General features: G+C 32.5%; 16 protein-coding genes and 1 tRNA gene. 11 read left to right on the plus strand and 6 right to left on the minus strand.

Annotated features, from left to right (window positions below; genetic code table 11):
• The first annotated feature begins 13 nt into the window (after positions 1-13).
• Both rsmA and mgtE read left to right on the plus strand, forming a co-directional pair.
• Complete coding sequence (gene rsmA, locus BC748_RS10060; RefSeq protein WP_133533359.1) at positions 14-793, plus strand: 16S rRNA (adenine(1518)-N(6)/adenine(1519)-N(6))-dimethyltransferase RsmA; 780 nt, start codon at positions 14-16, stop codon at positions 791-793.
• The gene (gene mgtE, locus BC748_RS10065) at positions 783-2,135 is read left to right on the plus strand and encodes a magnesium transporter (protein ID WP_133533360.1); all 1,353 of its coding nucleotides are present in this window, start codon (positions 783-785) and stop codon (positions 2,133-2,135) included. The genes rsmA and mgtE overlap by 11 nt, the downstream gene beginning before the upstream one ends.
• On the opposite strand, the gene BC748_RS10070 is transcribed toward mgtE, so the two are convergent.
• Positions 2,132-3,934, minus strand: a complete 1,803-nt coding sequence (locus BC748_RS10070; protein WP_133533361.1) for a GNAT family N-acyltransferase — start codon at positions 3,932-3,934, stop codon at positions 2,132-2,134. The genes mgtE and BC748_RS10070 overlap by 4 nt on opposite strands.
• 162 nt (positions 3,935-4,096) lie before the next feature.
• On the opposite strand from BC748_RS10070, the gene BC748_RS10075 reads away from it, so the two are divergent.
• From BC748_RS10075 to BC748_RS10085, 3 genes are all read left to right on the plus strand, one after another.
• Positions 4,097-4,858: an exodeoxyribonuclease III gene (locus BC748_RS10075; RefSeq protein WP_133533362.1), complete on the plus strand. Its 762-nt coding sequence runs from the start codon at positions 4,097-4,099 to the stop codon at positions 4,856-4,858.
• Positions 4,859-4,890: 32 nt separating this feature from the next.
• Positions 4,891-5,856, plus strand: coding sequence for an OmpA family protein (locus BC748_RS10080; RefSeq protein WP_133533363.1), 966 nt, complete (start codon positions 4,891-4,893; stop codon positions 5,854-5,856).
• Between the two features lie 146 nt (positions 5,857-6,002).
• Entirely contained in the window at positions 6,003-7,043 is a 1,041-nt protein-coding gene (locus tag BC748_RS10085) for an aldo/keto reductase (RefSeq protein ID WP_133533364.1), read from the plus strand.
• Between the two features lies 1 nt (position 7,044).
• Here the strand turns inward: BC748_RS10085 and BC748_RS10090 are convergent, their stop codons facing one another.
• From BC748_RS10090 to BC748_RS10100, 3 genes are all read right to left on the minus strand, one after another.
• Entirely contained in the window at positions 7,045-8,430 is a 1,386-nt protein-coding gene (locus BC748_RS10090) for a PQQ-dependent sugar dehydrogenase (RefSeq protein WP_133533365.1), read from the minus strand.
• A 98-nt stretch (positions 8,431-8,528) separates the two neighbouring features.
• Positions 8,529-9,911, minus strand: coding sequence for a PQQ-dependent sugar dehydrogenase (locus tag BC748_RS10095; RefSeq protein ID WP_133533366.1), 1,383 nt, complete (start codon positions 9,909-9,911; stop codon positions 8,529-8,531).
• Between the two features lie 167 nt (positions 9,912-10,078).
• Positions 10,079-10,158 (minus strand) — tRNA-Leu (locus BC748_RS10100).
• Between the two features lie 360 nt (positions 10,159-10,518).
• On the opposite strand from BC748_RS10100, the gene BC748_RS10105 reads away from it, so the two are divergent.
• The 3 genes from BC748_RS10105 to pth all read left to right on the plus strand — a co-directional run bounded on the left by BC748_RS10105 (position 10,519) and on the right by pth (position 12,810).
• On the plus strand, positions 10,519-11,460 hold the full coding sequence (locus tag BC748_RS10105; RefSeq protein WP_133533367.1) for a ribose-phosphate pyrophosphokinase: 942 nt from the start codon (positions 10,519-10,521) through the stop codon (positions 11,458-11,460).
• A gap of 39 nt (positions 11,461-11,499) precedes the next feature.
• Positions 11,500-12,105: a 50S ribosomal protein L25/general stress protein Ctc gene (locus BC748_RS10110; RefSeq protein WP_133533368.1), complete on the plus strand. Its 606-nt coding sequence runs from the start codon at positions 11,500-11,502 to the stop codon at positions 12,103-12,105.
• A 138-nt stretch (positions 12,106-12,243) separates the two neighbouring features.
• A complete protein-coding gene (gene pth / locus BC748_RS10115) occupies positions 12,244-12,810 on the plus strand; it encodes an aminoacyl-tRNA hydrolase (RefSeq protein ID WP_133533369.1) in 567 nt (188 codons plus the stop codon).
• 47 nt (positions 12,811-12,857) lie between these two features.
• Here pth and BC748_RS10120 read toward each other — a convergent pair whose 3' ends face one another.
• Positions 12,858-14,138, minus strand: coding sequence for a zinc-dependent metalloprotease (locus BC748_RS10120; RefSeq protein WP_133533370.1), 1,281 nt, complete (start codon positions 14,136-14,138; stop codon positions 12,858-12,860).
• Between the two features lie 207 nt (positions 14,139-14,345).
• Between BC748_RS10120 and BC748_RS10125 the strand changes: the two genes are divergently transcribed.
• The 3 genes from BC748_RS10125 to bioB all read left to right on the plus strand — a co-directional run bounded on the left by BC748_RS10125 (position 14,346) and on the right by bioB (position 17,001).
• Positions 14,346-15,278 carry a bifunctional riboflavin kinase/FAD synthetase gene (locus tag BC748_RS10125; protein ID WP_133533371.1) on the plus strand — a complete coding sequence of 311 codons (933 nt, stop codon included), beginning with the start codon at positions 14,346-14,348 and terminating at the stop codon, positions 15,276-15,278.
• Positions 15,279-15,406: 128 nt separating this feature from the next.
• Positions 15,407-15,844: a hypothetical protein gene (locus tag BC748_RS10130; protein WP_133533372.1), complete on the plus strand. Its 438-nt coding sequence runs from the start codon at positions 15,407-15,409 to the stop codon at positions 15,842-15,844.
• A 71-nt stretch (positions 15,845-15,915) separates the two neighbouring features.
• The gene (bioB, locus tag BC748_RS10135; protein ID WP_133533373.1) at positions 15,916-17,001 is read left to right on the plus strand and encodes a biotin synthase BioB; all 1,086 of its coding nucleotides are present in this window, start codon (positions 15,916-15,918) and stop codon (positions 16,999-17,001) included.
• Positions 17,002-17,054: 53 nt separating this feature from the next.
• On the opposite strand, the gene BC748_RS10140 is transcribed toward bioB, so the two are convergent.
• A complete protein-coding gene (locus BC748_RS10140; RefSeq protein ID WP_133533374.1) occupies positions 17,055-21,290 on the minus strand; it encodes a choice-of-anchor D domain-containing protein in 4,236 nt (1,411 codons plus the stop codon).
• Positions 21,291-21,305: the final 15 nt, after the last annotated feature.

Consider the following 21,305-nt stretch of genomic DNA (forward strand, 5'->3'; position numbering starts at 1 on the left):
TCGCAAAGACAATATGGAAAAAGTAAAAGCAAAAAAACACCTCGGGCAACATTTTTTAACCGATGAAAATATAGCCAAACAAATTGCCGACACACTAACGTTGAACGGCTATGAAACTGTTTTGGAAATTGGTCCAGGAATGGGTGTTTTGACCAAATATCTTTTAGAGAAAGAACTCGAAACTTATGTAATTGAAATCGACACTGAGTCAGTTGACTATTTGAATTCTCATTATCCAAAACTAAATGGAAAAGTCATTTCTAAAGACTTTTTAAAATATAACATTAACGAAGTTTTCAACGATAAACCCTTTGCCATTATAGGTAATTTTCCATATAATATTTCTACTCAAATTGTATTCAAATGCCTTGAAATGCGCAATCAAGTGCCAGAGTTTTCAGGGATGTTTCAAAAAGAAGTAGCCGAAAGAATTTGTTCTAAAAAAGGAAGCAAAGTTTATGGAATTCTATCCGTTTTAGCACAAGCTTTTTATGATGTTGAGTATTTATTCACGGTTGAACCCGAAGTATTTAATCCGCCGCCAAAAGTAAAATCGGGCGTTATGCGAATGATTAGAAAAGAAAATTACGCACTACCGTGTGACGAAAAATTATTTTTCTCAGTAGTGAAAATTGGATTTCAACAAAGAAGAAAGACGTTAAGAAATAGTTTAAAATCATTCAGCTTATCGGATAATTTAAAAGAAGACACTATCTTTGACCTCAGACCAGAACAACTTTCTGTAGAACAATTTATTGAACTCACTCAAAAAATAGCCGCCAATGCAGTTTAAAATCAGCAAAGAACTATTAGTTCAAATTGAGCAATTAATTCATCAAAAAAACGACCAAGAGTTAGAAGTTTTGTTGAATGATATGCACCATGCTGATATTGCCGAAATTTTTGACGAACTAGAATCAGAAGAAGCTATTTATATTTTCAAAATTCTAGATAGTGAAATTACTGCCGAAATTCTGACCGAGTTAGAAGACGATGTTCGTGAAAAAATCCTTCGTGGTCTTTCGGCAAAAGAAATTGCAGAAGAACTTGATGAACTCGATACTGATGATGCTGCCGATATCATTGCCGAACTTTCTGAAAGCAAAAAAGAAGAAGTAATCTCAGAACTTGAGGATGTTGAACACGCCAAAGACATTGTTGATTTATTGCGCTATGACGAAGATACTGCTGGTGGTTTGATGGGAAAAGAGTTGGTAAAAGTCAACGAAAACTGGAATGTTTTGACTTGCGTAAAAGAAATGCGTATTCAAGCTGAAAACGTTACTAGAGTTCATTCGATTTATGTAGTCGATGATGAAAACCGATTGAAAGGAAGATTGTCACTTAAAGATTTATTGACAACATCTACCAAAACACCAGTTAGTGAAGTTTATATTAAAAAAGTAGATTCTGTTCGTGTAAATGCTTCCAATATTGAAGTGGCTCGAATTATGCAAAAATACGACCTCGAAGCCATTCCTGTTGTTGATGAAATGGGAAGACTAGTTGGTCGAATTACCATTGATGATATCGTTGACGTAATTAAGGACGAAGCTGACAAAGATTATCAGTTGGCTGCTGGTATCTCGCAAGACGTTGAAGCTGATGATAGCATTCTTCAATTAACCAAAGCACGTTTACCTTGGTTAGTTCTGGCTCTTTTTGGAGGTTTTATCAGTGTTACTTTACTTGAAAGTTTTCAAGACGCAATGAAATTCCATAAAGCACTCTTTTTCTTCACTCCGTTAATTGCTGCAATGGCAGGAAATGTTGGCGTACAATCTTCGGCAATTATTGTTCAAGGTTTAGCTAATCATAGCATTAGCGGAACTATTGTAAATCGACTATTAAAGGAGATTTCACTAAGTTTACTTAATGGTTTAATACTAGCATCTTTGCTTTATTTAGGAAGTCACTTTTTGTTGGGAGTTGATAGTAAAATTGGAATAATCGTGACTATTGCTTTGGTTTCCGTAATTATCATTGCATCATTAATAGGAACATCAATTCCTTTACTTTTAGATAAATTTGGAATTGATCCAGCGCTTGCAACTGGTCCATTTATCACAACTAGTAATGATATTTGTGGAATTTTGATTTACTTTTCTATAGCAAAGCTAATCTTAGGATTTTAGTTTTTTTCCTTTCGTTCCAATTCGGCTTGAAATTCTTCCATAACAGGTTTCACAGTACTTTCGGGTAAGTCTGCTATTCGAATATACATTAGTCCATCAACGGCATTATTGAACATTGGGTCAACATTAAAGGCAACAACTCTTGCGTTTTGCTTGATGTATTTTTTTATCAAAACTGGTAAGCGTAATGTTCCAGGTTCAACCTCATCAATAATTTTATCAAATTTATTTAAATCGGCTTCGGTTTCATTGAAAACAAAATCCTTGTCAGCATCTTTTAATTTTACTTTAAATTCTTTTTTCGGATGAATGTATTGCGCCACATAAGGATCATAATAATGAGACTTCATAAACTCAATCATCAATGATTTTGAAAATTCAGTAAATTGATTGCTAATACTTACACCACCGATTAGATAATTATGTTCTGGATGACGTAAAGTAGTATGAACAATTCCTTTCCAAAGCAAAAACAATGGCATTGGTTTTTGTTGGTATTCTTTGATGATAAAAGCTCTACCCATTTCGATAGATTTTGACATCATATCGTACAATTCAGGTTCAAATCGAAATAAATCCTGAAGATAAAATCCTTCTATTCCATATTTTGCAAAAATCTCTGAACCCAATCCCATTCGGTATGCACCAGCAATTACTTGATTTTCATCATCCCAAAGAAACATGTGATGATAATATTTATCATACTGGTCAATATCAATAGACTCGTTCGTACCTTCGCCAACTTCTCTAAAAGTAATTTCTCTAAGTCTTCCAATTTCGTGCAAAATATTTGGAATTTTATCCGCAGAAACAAAGAACACCTGATAGTTTTTACTTTGCGTTAATCGATAATCACCTTCTTTTAACTCTTCAATCTCACGAAGTATTTCTTGATGGTTTGCAGGTTTTACAATTTGTTTTGGCGCTTTAGGTAGTTTTAAATTTAAATTAGTTGTATTGAGCAATTTACTTTCTTCATCATTAAAAGAATTAGCCAACATATAGGTTTTTCTTCTTAGAAACTCGGAATACTCTTCAATACTTTTATGCTCGTTTTGTTCTGCAACAGAAATTGGTTTTCCAATTCTAACTTTAATTACACGGTCTTTCTGTGTTAACAATTCAGAAGGTAGTTTTGCTGTTCGAAGTGTATCGTTTATTTTTGAAAGTGTATAAAATAATCGACTGTTTTTTGCATGAAAGTAAATAGGAACAACTGGAACTTGTGCTTTTCGAATAACTTTTATTGCGCCTTCTTCCCAAGGTTTATCTACCATTAGTTTACCATCTTTATAGGTAGAAACTTCGCCAGCTGGAAACATTCCAAGTGGTTTTCCATCACTCAAATGACGTAGCGTTTCCTTAATTCCAATCACACTCGATTTAGCATCTTTATGATTTTCAAAAGGATTAACTGGCATAATATAGGGTTTCATCGGCTCAATGCGATGAAGAAGAAAATTAGCAATAATTTTAAAATTGGGTTCTCTTTCGAGCATTAATTTCAATAACAAAATACCATCAATTCCGCCTAACGGATGATTTGAAATAGTTATATATGCTCCATCTTTGGGCAAACGTTTTAAATCTTCTTCAGGAATCTCAAATTTAATTTGAAATTCATCTAAAATAGCATTTAAAAACTCTAATTCACTCAGATGTTTGTTCCTATCGTAGATTTTGTTTAACGTAGAAATCTTGAGTACTTTCATAAGTAGCCAACCACAAAAAGTCCCGAAAACTCCGTATTTTTCAGCGTTGATTGCTTTTGCAACTTCTTTAGCAGTAACTAAACCCATGTATTGTTTTATTGATTTGAGCGAAAAACAAAGATACTAATTCTTATTAAATAGCATCAGTAAATTATTAGAATTACATTTTAATTTTATGGTGATAAGTTTGTTGAAAAAGTTACTTTCTCTTGGCAATGTATTTGGTTATTTTTAGAGAAATTTGATGCCATGAAGATAATTTCTTATAACGTTAACGGAATTCGAGCCGCAATTACAAAAGGATTTCTAGATTGGTTACAACAAGCCAATCCGGATGTGATTTGTTTACAGGAAATTAAAGCAATGGAAGACCAAATCCCAACTTTGGAAATCCAATTGGCTGGTTATCCTTATCAATACTATTTTTCAGCACAAAAAAAAGGCTATAGTGGTGTGGCAATTTTGTCAAAAACAGAACCTAAAAAAATAGTCTTTGGAACTGAAATTCCTCACATGGATTTCGAAGGAAGGAATCTCCGAGTAGATTTTGATGATGTTTCCATAATGAGTTTGTACTTACCATCGGGAACCAATATTGATAGATTAGATCATAAATTCAAATACATGGATGATTTTCAAAATTATATAGATAATTTGAAGAATGAAATTCCAAATCTAGTTATTTGTGGTGATTACAATATTTGTCATGAAGCCATTGATATTCACGATCCTGTAAGAAATAAAACGGTTTCAGGATTTTTACCCGAAGAACGAGCTTGGCTTGACAAATTCATAAAAAGTGGCTTTATTGATACGTTTCGATTTTTCAACAAAGAACCTCATAATTACAGTTGGTGGAGTTATAGAGCAAACGCACGAGAAAACAATAAAGGTTGGCGAATTGACTATTGTTTAGCAACAGAAAATATGAAAAACAGAATAAAAAGAGCTGTCATTTTGCCTGAAGCGAAGCATTCTGACCATTGTCCAGTTTTGGTTGAAATTGATTAAAACCCCAAATTACTAATTATAAAAACAAAAAAATGATTAAAAAAATTGTCTTGATGACATTCGTGTTATTATCGATGTCGTCGTGTGTTTCCAAAAAAATCTACAATGATTTAGAAAACAAATACACCGATTTAAAGAAAGAAAATCACAATTTAGCCGATGAAAACGAAGAGTTGAAAAAACTAAAAAGTCAACTTGAAGTGAGTAATGACTCTTTAAAATCAGAGTTAGCAAAATTGAAATCAGAACGCGATAAATTGCAAACCGATTGTATTGCAACAGCTAATAATCTAAAAACGCTACAAGATTCTTACAATGCTTTGGAAAAAAACAGCAACGACGCATTAGAGACTAACATGAACAAAAATCGTGAACTCTTAGCGCAATTGGATGCTAAAGAAAAAGCATTGGCAGCCGAACAAAATCGTTTGAACAAATTGAAAAACGAACTCGAGTCAAACACCAAACGATTAAACGAACTCGAAAGCATGATTGCAGCAAAAGATGCAGCGATGAAAAAATTAAAAGATACTTTATCAAAAGCATTAAACGCCTTTGAAGGCAAAGGTTTAACGGTAGAACAAAAAAACGGAAAAGTCTATGTTTCTATGGAAAACAAACTGCTATTCCAAACTGGAAGTTGGGCTGTTGGTTCTGAAGGTAGAAAAGCGGTTGTTGAAGTTGGAAAAGTTTTAGCCCAAAATCCAGAAATTACGGTTTTAATTGAAGGTCATACAGATAATGATAAAATTTTAGGAAATATCGGTGGCGGAATTGAAAGCAACTGGGATTTATCAACTAAACGTGCTACAGCAATTGTGAATATTTTAGCTGAAAACAACGGAATAAAAAAATCAAATTTAACGGCTGCAGGTCGTGGCGAGTTTGCACCGCTATTGAGTAATGATACCAATGAAGGAAAAGCAAAAAACAGAAGAATTGAAATTATTTTAACACCAAAATTAGACGAAATCTCTAAAATGTTGAATGAGTTTTAATTAAATACTATTCCAAAACAAAAAAGGTTTTAAGTTTTCTTAGGACCTTTTTTTGTTGTGAAATTTTCCAAAAAATGTGTTAATCACAAAAATAAAAAGCGTTTAATCATTTACTTTTGCACTTTCAAAATCTACTCCAAATTATAATGAATTATACCACTTTGCCCCATTCTGATTTAAAAGTTAGTAAAATATGTCTCGGCACGATGACCTTTGGAAATCAAAACACCGAAATTGAAGCACACAATCAATTGGATTATGCTGTGGAAAGAGGAATTAACTTTCTCGATACTGCCGAAATGTATCCAATTGGTGGAAATGCCGAAATATTCGGAAGTACGGAACGTTTTATCGGAAGTTGGATTAACAAAATTGGAGCTTCTCAAAGAGAAAAATTGGTCATTGCAACAAAAATCGCTGGACCAAATCGTGGGATGGAATACATTAGAAAACCGCTTGATTTTTCTAAAAAAAGCATCACCGAAGCGGTTGAGTTAAGTTTAAAAAACCTGCAAACGGATTATATCGATTTGTATCAAATGCATTGGCCAGAGCGAGTGATGAATATGTTCGGTCAACGCGGTGTTTCAAAAATTGATACCAATTGGCAAGAAAACTTTTTTGAAGTGCTAACCATTTTTGATGGTTTAATCAAAGAAGGAAAGATAAAACACATTGGCGTTTCTAATGAAAATCCCTATGGTGTAATGAAATTTATCAACGAAAGTGAAAAGCATAATTTGCCGAGAATTGTTTCTATTCAAAATCCCTATTCGCTTTTAAATCGATTATTTGAAGTGGGTTTGTCTGAAATTTGTATGCGCGAAAATGTTGGATTGCTTGCCTATTCACCATTGGCATTCAGCTTTTTAACAGGAAAACATTTGACTGGAATTCAACCCAATTCAAGATTAGGATTATTTCCTAATTTCACTCGATATACTAATGAAAATTGTTTTAAAGCAACGCAATTCTATCAAAAACTAGCTGAAGATAATGGATTGACATTAACACAAATGGCTTTGGCATTCGTTAATCAGCAAGATTTTGTGGCTTCAACCATTATTGGAGCTACCAATCTGGAACAACTAAAAGAAAACATTGATGCATTTGAAATAACCTTATCTTCCGATATAGTATCGCAAATCAATGCCATTCAAGAAATTGTTCCAAATCCTGCACCATAGTTTATTGTTTGATAATTTTTGAGGTTACGATGTTTCCAATTTTAGTTTCAACCGTTATAAAATACATTCCTTTTGATAAATTGGAAATAGTTATTGAACTCAATTGCGAACTTTGATTTACAATTGTTTTTCCTGTTAAATCAGTGATTTTTACAGAGGATAACTCAATATTGTTTTCATTTTTAATAAATAATTCATCCGATGCTGGATTTGGATAAACAGAAATACTAGCTCTATCAAATGAAGAAGTATTCAAAGATGTATCAATTATTTTATAAATATTTCCATTTTGAATATTGGCTATATATAATTCTCCATTAATGTCTTCGCCAAATGTTGTAATATAATTGTATGGTAATAATTCCGACCAAGTAATAGTTCCTGAAATATCAACCATTCCAATTTTTGCACTACAGAAATCAGCAAAAAAGTATTTGTTTTGAAAATTTGGATAAAGATTACCTGTGTAATAATAACCACCTGTTATTGAGCATCCAAATGTATGGTTATATTGAGCAAATGGAGTTTGAGTTTCGTTTAGTTCAGGACAATTTGTTGATCCATATATCTCATTTCCTTCATAACATCTCCAACCAAAATTGGTTAAACTATTTGAAAAAGGAAAGTCAATTTTATTAATTTCTTCAATGTTTTCTTGACCAACATCGGCAAGCCACATACCTCCGTTAAGTCTATTAAATGAAAATTTCCACGGATTTCTTAATCCTAAAGCCCAAATCTCTTCCTTTCCTGTTTGACCAATTAATGGATTAGTTGGCGGAATTCCATAAGGAGTTGCAGAATCTACATCAATACGTAGAATTTTACCTAGATAGACTCTTGAAGGATTTGTAGAATCTATAGTTAAATTTTGAGCAGAACCGAATGGATCGCCACCGCCACCGCCATCACCTAAACTAATATAAAGGTAACCATCATTAGCAAATTTTAAAGTTCCTCCTTTATGCTCTGCAAATGGTTGATTGATAGTCATCATTATCATTGCTGATGTACTATCAGCGAGATTTGGATTACTGGAAACAGAATATCTTGCAATTACAGTATTTCCGTCCAGATTTATATAATTTATGTAGAAAAAACCATTAGTGCTATAATTTGGATGAAAAGCTAATCCAAGTAAACCTCTTTCTCCATCATCTAAAACTAATGATGTAATATCTAAAAATGGAGTTTCATTTACACTACCATCAGAATTTACTATTTTGATATATCCGCCTTTTTCCAAAACAAAAAAGCGATTATCATTGTTTGGATGAGTAATTTCTACTGGAGATGAAAAAGGTCCTGCAAAAAACTCTAATTCAATTGTTTGTGAGAAAAATGTAGTATAAAAAAATAGTAGTGTTAATAAAATAATTTTTTTCATGTGGGAATATTTAAGTAATCACAAACATAACCACATTGACTTACAAAAACAAAAAAGCAACCAAAATTGATTGCTTGAATGTAGAATTGAAATTAATATTACTCCTTAATAAATTTTGTTTTAACGACATTGCCTAAGTTATCTTCAGCTGAAATAATATAAATTCCTGCCGCAATTTCACTAACTTCAATGGAACTTATTTGACTATTGTTTATATCTCGTTTTATGATTGTTTTTCCTGTGACATCATGAATTCTAATTTTATTTAAAAAAGAAGTCGAATTATTTTTTATATTCAAAATTGATTTTGCAGGATTTGGGTAAATAGAAATAGACATTTTATCATATGATGAAGTATTCAAAGATGTATCAATAACTCTGAATAATGAACCACCATTGAATACATAAAGTTCACCATTCAAACCTTCTCCAAAAGTTGTAATTACATTTGACGAATCAAAAGACCAAACTACTTCATTAGAGTCGTTTACGTAGCCAACTTCACCTGTGCAATAATCGGCAAATACATATTTGTTTTGTAAATCAGGATAAGTAGTTCCTGTATAGAAAAAACCTCCAGTTATAGAACATCTGCCTGAGGCATGAGTATATTGCGAAATAGGAAACGTCATAGTATTACTTGGCGCACAACCCGATGTTATATAAGCCGCATTTCCTTCATAACATCTCCAACCAAAATTCAATCCAGTATTTGGTAGTGGCGCAGCGACTTTGTTAATTTCTTCAATTTCATTTTGACCAACATCGGCTATCCACAAATCTCCATTAAGTCTATTAAATGAAAATTTCCAAGGGTTTCGTAATCCAATAGCCCAAATTTCTTCTTTTCCAGCTTGACCAATATAGGGATTAGTAGGAGGAATTCCATAAAGTGTTCCAGAGTCTACATCAATTCTAAGCATTTTTCCGAGAAAAATTCTAGAAGGAAATGATGGATCGATTGTCATATTTTGAGCAAAACCTTGTGGATCATCTCCTGAACCGCCATCGCCCATTCCAATATATAAATAACCGTCTGGTCCAAAACGCAATGTTCCACCATTATGATTAGAATAAGGTTGGTCAATCGTCATTAAAATTGTCCCTGTTGCATTAGCTATATCAGGATTAGAAGAAACAGAATATCTTGCAATTACCGTATCACCTGCAGTATTGGTGTAGTTTATAAAAAACAATCCATTAGTTGCATAATTAGGATGAAATGCTAATCCAAGCAATCCTTGTTCGCCACCGTTGCTTAATCCTGTTACTGTCAAAAATGGTGTTGCATTTGTAGTTCCGTTTGGATTAACAATTCGGATTAAACCACCTTTTTGAACAATAAATAATCTAGCATCGTTAGGTGGATGAATGATTTCTACAGGAGATGAAAATCCAGAAGCAAAACTTTGCAAACCAATAGTTTGGGCAAATGAATTGAAGTAAAGAAAACAAATAAATAAAAGTATAATTTTTTTCATAGTAGGTTGATTTTGTGTAAAGTTAAAAATAAAAACTTTATAATCAAATGGTTGTGAATTAAAAACGCAATCGGTTAGGATTGCGTTTTGTGTTTATAGATTGTCTATGATTTTGTCTTTTGGATATATAAAAATAAAAAAACCTCCAAGTTTCCTTGAAGGTTTTGTACCCAGAGTGGGAATCGAACCCACACACTTTCGTACACGAGTTTGAGTCGTGCGCGTCTACCAATTCCGCCATCCGGGCAAAGGATTGAATGGTGCTAAAATTAGTAATTTTTAGAAAAAATTAATTACAAATTATAGCCATTCGAGCAAAATAAACGGTTATTATTACAACTAATTTAAAAAAACTAATTAAAATTTAACCATATACAGATTGACAAATATCAATTTGTGGGTGCAAATGTAAATAATTTTTCTTCATTGATTCAAAAAAATAGTTAAAAATATACTTTCACAGTCGGATTTTATTCCTAAATTTGCACCTCGTTAATACGAAACACAACTAACTAACTACACCCGAGGCAATTATACCCTAGAAGCTAATGACAAATGTCAAAGCCAAATTGTATTAAGCGCAGCGGAATAAAAACAACAAATTAAAATGTCACATCAAGAACCAGAAGCAAAAATATTTGCTTGTTCCCAAAGTGTCCATTTAGCGGAACAAATAGCCAAAAACTATGGAGTTTCGCTAGGTAAAGTTACGTTCTCAAGATTTAGTGATGGTGAATTCCAACCTTCGTTTGAAGAATCGATACGAGGATTACGCGTTTTTATTGTTTGTTCCACTTTTCCAAGTGCAGACAATTTAATGGAATTATTGTTGATGATTGATGCCGCAAAAAGAGCGTCAGCCAGACACGTAACTCCTGTAATTCCTTATTTTGGATATGCAAGACAAGATAGAAAAGACAAACCAAGAGTTCCAATTGGAGCAAAACTAGTAGCAAAATTATTAGAAACTGCTGGTGCAACTCGAATTATGACGATGGATTTACATGCGGATCAAATTCAAGGATTTTTTGAAAAACCAGTTGATCATTTGTTTGCTTCAACAATCTTTTTGCCTTACGTTAAAGGATTGCAATTAGATAATTTGACAATTGCATCACCAGATATGGGTGGATCGAAAAGAGCTTATGCTTATTCTAAATTTCTAGAATCTGATGTGGTAATTTGCTACAAACAAAGAAAAGCAGCAAATGTAATTGACACTATGGAGTTGATTGGTGAAGTTAAAGGAAGAAATGTTGTTTTGGTTGATGATATGATTGACACCGGTGGAACATTAGCAAAAGCCGCTGATTTAATGATTGAAAAAGGTGCATTAAGTGTTAGAGCAATTTGTACTCATGCTATTCTTTCTGGTGATGCATACGAAAAGATTGAGAATTCAAAATTGACTGAATTGATAGTTACCGATTCTATTCCTTTAAAGAAAGAATCAAACAAAATAAGAGTGGTGAGTTGTGCGCCTCTTTTTGCAGAAGTAATGCACATGGTGCAACACAACAATTCCATCAGCGGTAAATTCCTGATGTAATTTAAAAAAGTATTTTTTTATTAATTATATATTTATACAATGAAATCGATTACGATTAAAGGATCAGAAAGAGAAAGCGTGGGCAAAGTTGCGACTAAAGCCATACGTAATGCTGGAATGGTTCCTTGCGTTATTTACGGAGGAAGTCAACCAGTACATTTTGCAGCAGAAGAAAAAGCATTCAAAAGCTTGGTTTACACTCCAAACGCACACACTGTTGTAGTTGATTTGGGAGGAAAAACAACCAATGTTATTCTTCAAGACATTCAGTTTCACCCAGTTTCAGACAAAATTTTACACATTGATTTCTTTCAATTGAATGAAAACAAAGAAATTATGATGGAAGTTCCAGTGAAAGTTGTTGGAACATCTCCAGGTGTTTTATTAGGTGGTGATTTACGTTTAAACTTAAGAAGAGTTAAAGTAAAAGCGTTACCAAAAAACCTTCCTGATTATGTTGAAGCTAACATTTCAGAGTTACAAATGGGTAACAAATTATATGTAACTAAATTAGCTACTAATAATTTCAAATTAATTCACCCTGATAATACTGTTATTGCTCAAGTGAAGATTTCACGTGCTGCAATGAAAGCTGCTCAAGAAGCTGCAAAAGCAGAAAAAGGTGGAGCAAAAAAGAAAAAATAATTTTCAAAAAGCTTATTACAAAAAAGCATCAGTTTATAACTGGTGCTTTTTTTATTTTACAGCCAATTGCGCTATTTTTGTACTATGAATTGGCTCAATAGTTTTTTTGGCAATAAGAAGAAAGAAGAAATACATTCCATGAAAAAGTTTTTAATTGTTGGTCTAGGCAACATTGGTTCCGAGTATGCCAACACACGTCATAATATCGGCTTTAAAGCATTAGATTATCTTGCTGAAAAAGAAAATTTATCTTTTCAAACATTGAAATTAGGTGATGTGGCTGAGTTTAACATCAAAGGAAGAAAGCTAATTTTGCTAAAACCAAGTACTTATATGAACTTGAGCGGAAAAGCGGTTAAGTATTGGATGGAGAAAGAAAATATTGAAAAAGAAAACATATTGATAATCACTGACGATTTGAATTTATCATTTGGAACCATTAGAATAAAAGCGAAAGGTAGTGATGGTGGACACAATGGTTTGAAAAACATTCAAGCTGTCCTCAATTCCGTTGAGTATCCTAGATTTCGATTTGGAATAAGTGATCAATTTAAAAAAGGACAACAAGTTGATTATGTTTTAGGAGAATGGGATGAAGAAGAAAAATCTAAACTTCCTGAAAGATTTGAAGTCATCAAAAACGCAATCCAATCTTTTGCACTCGCAGGATTGAACAATACAATGAATGAATATAATGGCAAATAAAAAAAGTCCCGAAAATTTCGGGACTTTTTTATTATGTGAAATTAAAACTATTTGATAATAATTTTTTCAGTTGTAATCACACTTCCACTTTTAACATTCACAAAATACAAACCACTACTTGGTTTATCTAATGTAATTTCTTGTGATAAATTAGAAGATAAAGTATAATAGTTTTCATAAACCATTCTTCCAGAAACATCAAAAATCTCTACAGAATAATCATTTGACAAATCTTTAAATTGAATGGTAAATGAACCATTATTAGGATTTGGAGCAATAGTGAAATTGTTTTTTACCACCTCATTATTTGACAAAGTGTTTGTTCTGATTTGACCAGCAATAGTATTGTATCTAGCTAACATTCTTGTAGCCTGACCTGGCGTAAACATATACATACAATTATCATTTGTATAATCCATATAATTCATCGATAAAGCTCTTTGACCAGAAGTACAACTCATAACTGTTGATGGGTTTGGACAACCGCCAGTAGCGTTAGTTTGCGGAGGTGTGTCACAAATACCATCACCAACAGGATTATTAACATTATAAACAGCACAATTTGTTTCACCACAGCCATTGAAAGTATGGTCTAGATTAAAATAATGCCCAAGTTCATGCGTAAGTGTTCTTCCTTTATTATATGGTGCGCCAGGTACATAATCTGTACAACCTGCTCCTGAACCAAAAGCCTCAGTATCAATCACAACCGTATGTCCTTGATTAGGTGAGCCACCAAGAACTGAATAACCTAAATTACCGTTAGCATATCTAACAACTATATTTACATACCCTGTCCATGTAAAATCCTGATCAGCACCATTTAAAAAATCAGTTCCAAAAGTAACAGCGACTGTTCCATTCGCAATTCCTGCTGCTGCTGGATGATTTTGTGTAGCTAAAACAAACTCAACATCAATACTTCCAACACCATTTACCATTGGAAAAAGAGATGAAACATTATTCCAATTAGAGACATCAGTATTTGTAGCGTTATAATCGGCATTTAGAATATTCACTTGGTTTTGAGCCAAATTCCTCAAACACGTTTTTAATGCAGCAGAAGCATTAGTAGCAACAGAAGGATAATGAACAGCAATAGGTATTCTAATAGTAGCATTTACATTTTCATTTGTTTCACCGCTTCTATAAGTTCTATTTGAAAGTTTTTCTAACTCTATTTGAAATTTTTGTTGATCCTTTAGATATGCTTCCTTTTGAATAGGGTCAGACATTATTTGTTGCATTTTTTGTTCCATACCACAAGTCCTCTGCGCATTAACTGCAACTGTAGTTAAAAGGAAAAAAGATAAAATAATTTTCTTCATTTTTATAATAGTTTTTTTTAAGACTTCAAATTTAATAATTTGAAGTTAATTATTTTTAATAATTTAAGTAAAAAATCATTTTTATCGGATAATCAGATGATTATTGTAGTTTTAATATTAAAAATACTATTCAATTTTTGCAAAAAATATAAATCTTTGTAAGACGGTAAATTAAATTATTACCTTATTTTTGCAAAAAAACAACTTTTGAAAATTTATCAATCTATCTCTGATTTTTTTTGCAATAAAAAAACAATTATTACCATTGGAACTTTTGATGGTGTTCACATTGGGCACAAAAAAATTTTAGAGAAAATAACTCAACATTCCAATCAAAATAAATTTGAATCTATAGTACTTACGTTTTTTCCTCATCCAAGGATTGTTTTACAAACTGGTTTAGATATGAAGCAGCTCAATACTATTAATGAAAAAGTAAGTTTAATTAGAAATGTAGGTATTGACAATTTAGTTATTCATCCGTTTGACAAAGTGTTTTCGCAGTTAACAGCGGAAGATTTTGTGAAAAAAGTTTTGGTTGATAAATTCAATATTCAGAAAATTATTATTGGACATGACCATAGATTTGGAAAAAATAGGACAGCTGACATTAATGATTTAATTGCTTTTGGTAAAAAATACAACTTTGAAGTAGAACAAATTACAGCAGAAGAAATCGAAGAAGTTGCAATTAGTTCAACAAAAATTAGAAATGCTCTTTCAGAAGGAAACATAAAATTAGCCAATAAGTATTTAGGATACAATTACACTATTAATGGAATTGTAATAAAGGGAAATCAACTCGGAAGAACTATAGGTTTTCCAACTGCAAATATCGAAATCAAAGAAGATTATAAACTTGTTCCTCTGAATGGCGTTTATATTGTCCAAACATTGATTGACAATGAAATTGTTTTTGGTATGATGAACATAGGGACTAAACCCACTGTTGGCGGAACATCTCAGTCAATAGAAGTTCATTTTTTTGATTTTAATGATGATATTTATGATAAAACTATTGAAATTTCATTTTTAGAAAGAATTCGCGATGAGCAAAAATTTGAATCGATTGAATTGTTAAAAAAACAACTTTCCGATGACAAATTACAATCACTAAAGTTTATCTCTGAAAATTTTTGATTTTATAACCCACTCTTTTTCGGAAATAAAACAAATCTAATCATTATGTTAAAATATTGATAATCAATATTATTTAGTTTAAATTTGATAGTGCTATTTACTTTTTTTAATCAAAAAAACTACTCACTATGAAATTACCAAAAGAACTTATCAACGGAATATTGATTGCATTAGGTATAGCTGGCTTTTTTCTAATTATGGAATTACTCGGATTATCGAATAATTATTATTTAAGAGTTTTAAATGTTTTGTTTGTTTTTTACGGTGTAAATCGCACCATTAGACAAAATATTATCGAGGGAAAATCAGGTCATCTAACCAACTTGCTTTCGGCAGGATTTACAGCTTTAATTGGAGTTAGTATCAGTATTGCTGGTCTTTTATTTTACATCTACAATAAAGGTGGAACAGCCTATATTAACAATCTATCGGAACAATTCTTATTTGGTGGTGCAACCGTAAATGAATATTGTTTTGGACTTTTGTTTGAAGGTCTTGCATCTTCTATGATTGTAATTTTTATTACACTTCAATTTTGGCAAAGTAAAACTCAATTAGATGAATGAACGATAAATCGTTTCAGGTTTTGATACTTTAGAACAATTGCCTATTTTTGATGCCATATATATTCGTCATTATGAGCATCACAAAACACAATTGGACTAGAGAAGAAATTATTGCAATTTATAACAAACCCATGATGGATTTGCTTTATGAAGCAGCAACTATTCACAGAGAAAATCATGATCCAAATGTAGTTCAAGTTTCTACTTTGTTATCTATAAAAACAGGTGGTTGTCCTGAAGATTGTGGCTATTGTCCACAAGCTGCTCGTTATCACACAGAGATTGAAGGAAATGATTTAATGTCTGTTCAGCAAGTAAAAGCACAAGCTTTGAGAGCAAAATCATCAGGCTCATCGAGAGTTTGTATGGGTGCAGCTTGGCGAAATGTAAAAGATGGTGAAGAATTTGACCAAGTTTTAGAAATGGTTCGTACAATCAATAAACTAGATATGGAAGTTTGTTGTACGCTAGGAATGATAACTGAAAATCAGGCAAAACGATTAGCGGAAGCTGGTTTATATGCTTATAATCATAATCTTGACACTTCAGAAGATTATTATAAAGAGGTAATTTCTACTCGAGCTTTTGATGACAGATTGCAAACGATAGAAAATGTTAGAAAAACTAACGTAACAGTTTGTAGCGGTGGAATTATTGGAATGGGAGAAAGTATTGAAGACAGAGCAGGAATGCTTGTGGCACTTTCTAGTTTAAATCCACAACCTGAATCGGTTCCGATTAACGCATTAGTTGCTGTTGAAGGAACTCCAATGGAAGATCAAAAACCAGTTGAAATTTGGGAAATGATTAGAATGGTTGCTACTACTAGAATTGTTATGCCAGAAACACAAGTCCGCCTTTCGGCTGGAAGAACAGAAATGAGTCGTGAAGGACAAGCGATGTGTTTCTTTGCAGGTGCCAATTCTATTTTTGCTGGAGATAAATTATTAACTACTCCAAATCCTGATGTTAACGAAGACATGAAAATGTTTGAAATGCTTGGATTAATTCCTCAAAAACCATTTATAAAAGTAATGCAACCTACAACTGTTGAGGCAGAAGATTCTCAATTCAAACCATTGGGTGAAAAACCAAAGTGGACAAGACCTGGTCATACTATTGAAAGAAATTTAGAAGCTTCAACTAAAGGGAAATAATTAAATTTTTACCATCATAAAAAAAGGTCTTGAAAATTTCAAGACCTTTTTTGTTAATTAACTATCACTTTTTTGGTGACGTATATTCCGTTTTCAAGTTTTATTTTGACTATTAACGTTTGTTGCGTCGTTATATTTTCAATTTTATAATTCAAAGCGTTTATATCTTTTTTGGAAAGTATTTTTCTCCCTAGCATGTCAAAAACTTCTATTGCTGCTATATTTTCTTTGTTAGAATAGATGTCAACAACCAAATCATTTGTAGTTACAATTACTTGATTAGATTCATCAAAATCGGAATTTCCTAAACTTTGATTATTATATCTAAGTGAGAATCTATTGTTGTGAATTCCTGTAGTAGTTACAAAAGTATAAGGTGAAGATTTTATATTATGAACGACATTTAAAAGTTTATCCTCTAAAAATATGTTTTCATAACTTTCGAATAAACCATCATAATTTTCTAAGGTGATTGTAAAATTTCCGGCTACATTTGACGAATAACCTAGCGGAATAACATCTTCATCTGAAAATGGTAACATTCTTCCTTGAATTGCTAAGTTTTGATTATTACAAATGGAGTAAAAATTAATAATGTTTCCAGCACTAATTGTTGTTCCATCAAAATCTCTGTCTATATCATTTGTTCCGTTTTGAACATACCCAACAAGTGTTTGTTTGAAAGCACCTTGTGTATTTGTTAAATTCAACCAAAGTCTATGTCTCTCCAAACCTTGACTAGATTGAACAGTATTCTGATTTGAATTAGTTCTATAAAACGTTGCATTATCAGTTGCAATTCGCATACTATTAATAAATGTTGCATTACCATTCGTTAAAGCTCTGACAAAAAATCCTTGTCCAGAGGCTATTTTCCCTAATGGATAAGTATTGTTAATTCCAGGATTTAATGCTGCTCTAGTTCCAACTCCACCAAATTTATTGTAAACAGCGTAATCATTTGCGGTATAATTTGAAGATGCCGACATTGGCGTATTGTGTGTCCAAAGGTAAATTGTTCCACCAATAACAGTTGTGTTTGCTGTTAAATCTAAAAAAGCATCTGCATCAATAGCTGATGGATAAGGATTTCCAATAAGATTCCATTCGCTTACAGAATTAATAATTGGAGTTTGAATAAAACCGTTATTTATTGAACCAATAAATTCTGCATTGTAAGCTGTTGGTGTATTTCCAAAAGAGTCTGGTGCTCTTACAATATATCCTTTACCAGCAGACATTACAGATGTTCTAGCAGTCGGAACCCAATTACCAAGTGTTGGGCTAAATGCATAAAATCTATCTGCGGATGTTTGAGGAGATAAATTATACAATGTTTGTCCGCCTACAGGTGAAGACCAATAAGTATAGTCATACTCAATCATGTTTGTTGTAGTCCTTTTAACATTAATATTATTACCTGTATTGACTGCAAAATCATTTCTTTGTACTAAACTACCGCTATTTTCAATTATTATACTTCCTGCGTTATCTATATTACTTTCAATAACAGCAGAAGAATTAGATCCAATTGTTACTGCTTTTCCTGAAGCTATTTGGCATTTACAAGCTGTTAAATTGCCATGAGTTATTGTTTGATAATTTTCGCCAATAATTGCTTTTACTGTGGATGTTGGTGTTCCGTCGCTCCAAGTCGTTCCATTCCAAGTCGATGTTAACTCTCTTCTACCGTATAAAGTTACATTATCTATTGCCCAAACTTCTTGTCCGCTGTTTGAAATTATACTTAACCTTATTAGTAAATTTGAAATTTTTGGCAATCCTGTTATTACTAAATTACTATAACCTTCTGTAGTTTGATAATTTATTCCTGCCAATGGTGCATTAGAAGGGCTAAATGTTTGAACTAAATTTGTGCCTGTAAATACTTTTGTAGCTGATGCTATACCAGAATCAAAACTCCAAACTGAATTATTATTTCCAACAATTTGAACTTCATCAGACCAAGACAAACCGCCATTTGTACTGACTGAAGCAATCACTCTATCTAATGGTACAATTCCATCCATTCCGCCAGATGTATTTCCTGCAAAAGCTCCAATTTTTACATTTAACTGTACATCGCTAAAAGCTGAAGTATTAATTGCATTCATTATTATCCTTGCTGTTGCGCTATTACTTGCTTGGAAACTTCTTCCACCAATAAACTTATTTGTCAAACCTCCATCACCAGAAATTGCATACGCTGTTCCGTTGGTGACTGTTGTTATTCCTGTTGTAGTATAACCCCAAGTGGGAGTTACAGGTGTTGTTTCAAAATCTTGGATTGCAATAATTTCATTGGCACCGAAATCACAAGTTGTGTAATTAACTCCATATCCATTAATAGCAAACGTATATGGATTTTCATTTAAATCATTATTTACAATTGATACAAGTGCATCTTTAAGACCAACACTTGAAGGATCGAATCTAATAGTAAAAGTTGTTGAAGCGCCAATTGCTAATGTTGCAGCTGGTGTTGTTAAAATGCTGTATTCACTTGCTGCTGGACCAGAGATAGTAATTGCTCCAATATTTAATGGAGATGTTCCATTATTTTGAATTGTAAATATTCTATCGTTTGTAGTTGCATTTATGTTTATAAAATCAAAAAAAGTATCGTTAACAAAAGTTGGAACTGTACTACCGCTAACTACTGGCTGTCCATTACCTGTAACATCCATTTCTGGAGAAATTCCTGTTCCTTGTATTAAGAATGTATATGGGTTTTCATTGCTATCATTATTAGCAATTGAAACCAACGCTGTTCTAATTCCTGGAGCAGTTGGATTAAAATTTATGGAAAATGTTCTAAAAAAACCAGGATTCATATTTGGTGTACTTGGAAAAGTAACTAGTGAAAAATCAGATGGGTTAGTTCCTCCAATAGTTATATAAGGACTAACCCCAGTTAATGTCAATACAGTTGTACCATCATTTTTTATTTTAAAATCTTTTGTTTGATTAGTAACACCAACTATTTGAGTAGCATAAAGAGTATTATTACCTAATAACGGTGTTAAACTTCCACTAGCAATTGGTCCAGTACCACCAGTATTTCCTGTTAGTGTAATTTCCGGAGTAGGATTAAATCCATAACCTCTAATGTGAAAAACATAAGGGTTTTCATTTGCATCATCACTATATATAAAAACAATTGCTCTTCTCAATCCAGCTACACTTGGATCAAACACAATGTTCAATTCATTATTACTAATTGCTCCACTAATAATTTCACTTATTGTTCCTGTTGGCGGTGAGCCTGCAGTTGGTATAAAAATTGTAAAATCTTCTGGATTTAAACCTCCAATTACAACATTTGAAATTGTTAATGGCAAACCTCCAATATTCTGGATATTAAAAGTTTTTAATATTGTATTGTTCAATGTTGATAATGGCGAGCCTATTGGTGCAAACTCAGTTCCGTCAGCAACTCTTGGTGCTGTGTCATTATTTACTATAGTTAAACCAACACCTGTAACATTAATCTCTGGAGCTGGTGCACCATATGTTCCAGTTATTTGTATATCATCAAGTCCAAACTCATCTCTTGTTCCTGTTCCGCTAACATCATCGCAACTCCATCTTATATAGTAAAATGCCCCAGGAGCAACATTTATTCCAGAAATCACAAAAGATCTTGAAGGTGAAACAGCCTCTTGAACCCATTCAAATGGATCTGACAATTCTGGAGAAATAAAATCCATTGTTGGCTCTTCATTATATCCTATATTATCAAATGAGTGAGAAAAATTGAATGAATTTGACATGTCTCCATCATTTCTAAAAAATAAGTTATATGACACTTGTAATTGTGTCATATTTGATGTTCCATTGTTTCTTATTCTCAATGTTATTGAACCGGGAGCAAATTCTCCAGCTCCAGGTTGTATCATCAAAGTTGGGTTAGCAACAGTTGCTGGTAATTCTGTGAAAGCATAAATCCCAGTTGTGATTACACCCGAAGTAACTGAACCTCGACCAAAAGAGTCTAAAGTTTGTGTTCCTCCAAAACCTAATGTTCCAAAAGTAAATCCTTGAACATCCCAAGCGTTAGAATTTAATCTACCTGCAATTGTTGGGTTTGGAGAAAAACCATTTCCTGCGTATGCAGTACTTGGATTTGTTCCAACTGATGTTGGCATAGTGTTTGAGAAATTTATTAAAACACTTGGAACCGCATTAGTAATATTAACTTGGCTCATTCCAAAAAAAGGAATAAGGAAAAACAGAGAATATAAAAAGACTTTATATTCTCTTAATTGTATTTTTTTTGAGATAATCATTATTTTGCTTCTTTG

Source organism: Flavobacterium dankookense (assembly GCF_004362665.1).
In the GTDB taxonomy this organism is placed as follows: Bacteria; Bacteroidota; Bacteroidia; order Flavobacteriales; family Flavobacteriaceae; genus Flavobacterium; species Flavobacterium dankookense.

Coding starts and splice junctions, on each gene's coding strand:
- BC748_RS10085 (WP_133533364.1), top strand. CDS start 6,003: ATGAATTATACCACTTTGCCCCATTCTGATTTAAAAGTTAGTAAAATA.
- bioB (WP_133533373.1), top strand. CDS start 15,916: ATGAGCATCACAAAACACAATTGGACTAGAGAAGAAATTATTGCAATT.
- BC748_RS10130 (WP_133533372.1), top strand. CDS start 15,407: ATGAAATTACCAAAAGAACTTATCAACGGAATATTGATTGCATTAGGT.
- rsmA (WP_133533359.1), top strand. CDS start 14: ATGGAAAAAGTAAAAGCAAAAAAACACCTCGGGCAACATTTTTTAACC.
- mgtE (WP_133533360.1), top strand. CDS start 783: ATGCAGTTTAAAATCAGCAAAGAACTATTAGTTCAAATTGAGCAATTA.
- BC748_RS10110 (WP_133533368.1), top strand. CDS start 11,500: ATGAAATCGATTACGATTAAAGGATCAGAAAGAGAAAGCGTGGGCAAA.
- BC748_RS10070 (WP_133533361.1), bottom strand. CDS start 3,934: ATGGGTTTAGTTACTGCTAAAGAAGTTGCAAAAGCAATCAACGCTGAA.
- BC748_RS10095 (WP_133533366.1), bottom strand. CDS start 9,911: ATGAAAAAAATTATACTTTTATTTATTTGTTTTCTTTACTTCAATTCA.
- BC748_RS10105 (WP_133533367.1), top strand. CDS start 10,519: ATGTCACATCAAGAACCAGAAGCAAAAATATTTGCTTGTTCCCAAAGT.
- pth (WP_133533369.1), top strand. CDS start 12,244: ATGAAAAAGTTTTTAATTGTTGGTCTAGGCAACATTGGTTCCGAGTAT.
- BC748_RS10140 (WP_133533374.1), bottom strand. CDS start 21,290: ATGATTATCTCAAAAAAAATACAATTAAGAGAATATAAAGTCTTTTTA.
- BC748_RS10090 (WP_133533365.1), bottom strand. CDS start 8,430: ATGAAAAAAATTATTTTATTAACACTACTATTTTTTTATACTACATTT.
- BC748_RS10080 (WP_133533363.1), top strand. CDS start 4,891: ATGATTAAAAAAATTGTCTTGATGACATTCGTGTTATTATCGATGTCG.
- BC748_RS10075 (WP_133533362.1), top strand. CDS start 4,097: ATGAAGATAATTTCTTATAACGTTAACGGAATTCGAGCCGCAATTACA.
- BC748_RS10120 (WP_133533370.1), bottom strand. CDS start 14,138: ATGAAGAAAATTATTTTATCTTTTTTCCTTTTAACTACAGTTGCAGTT.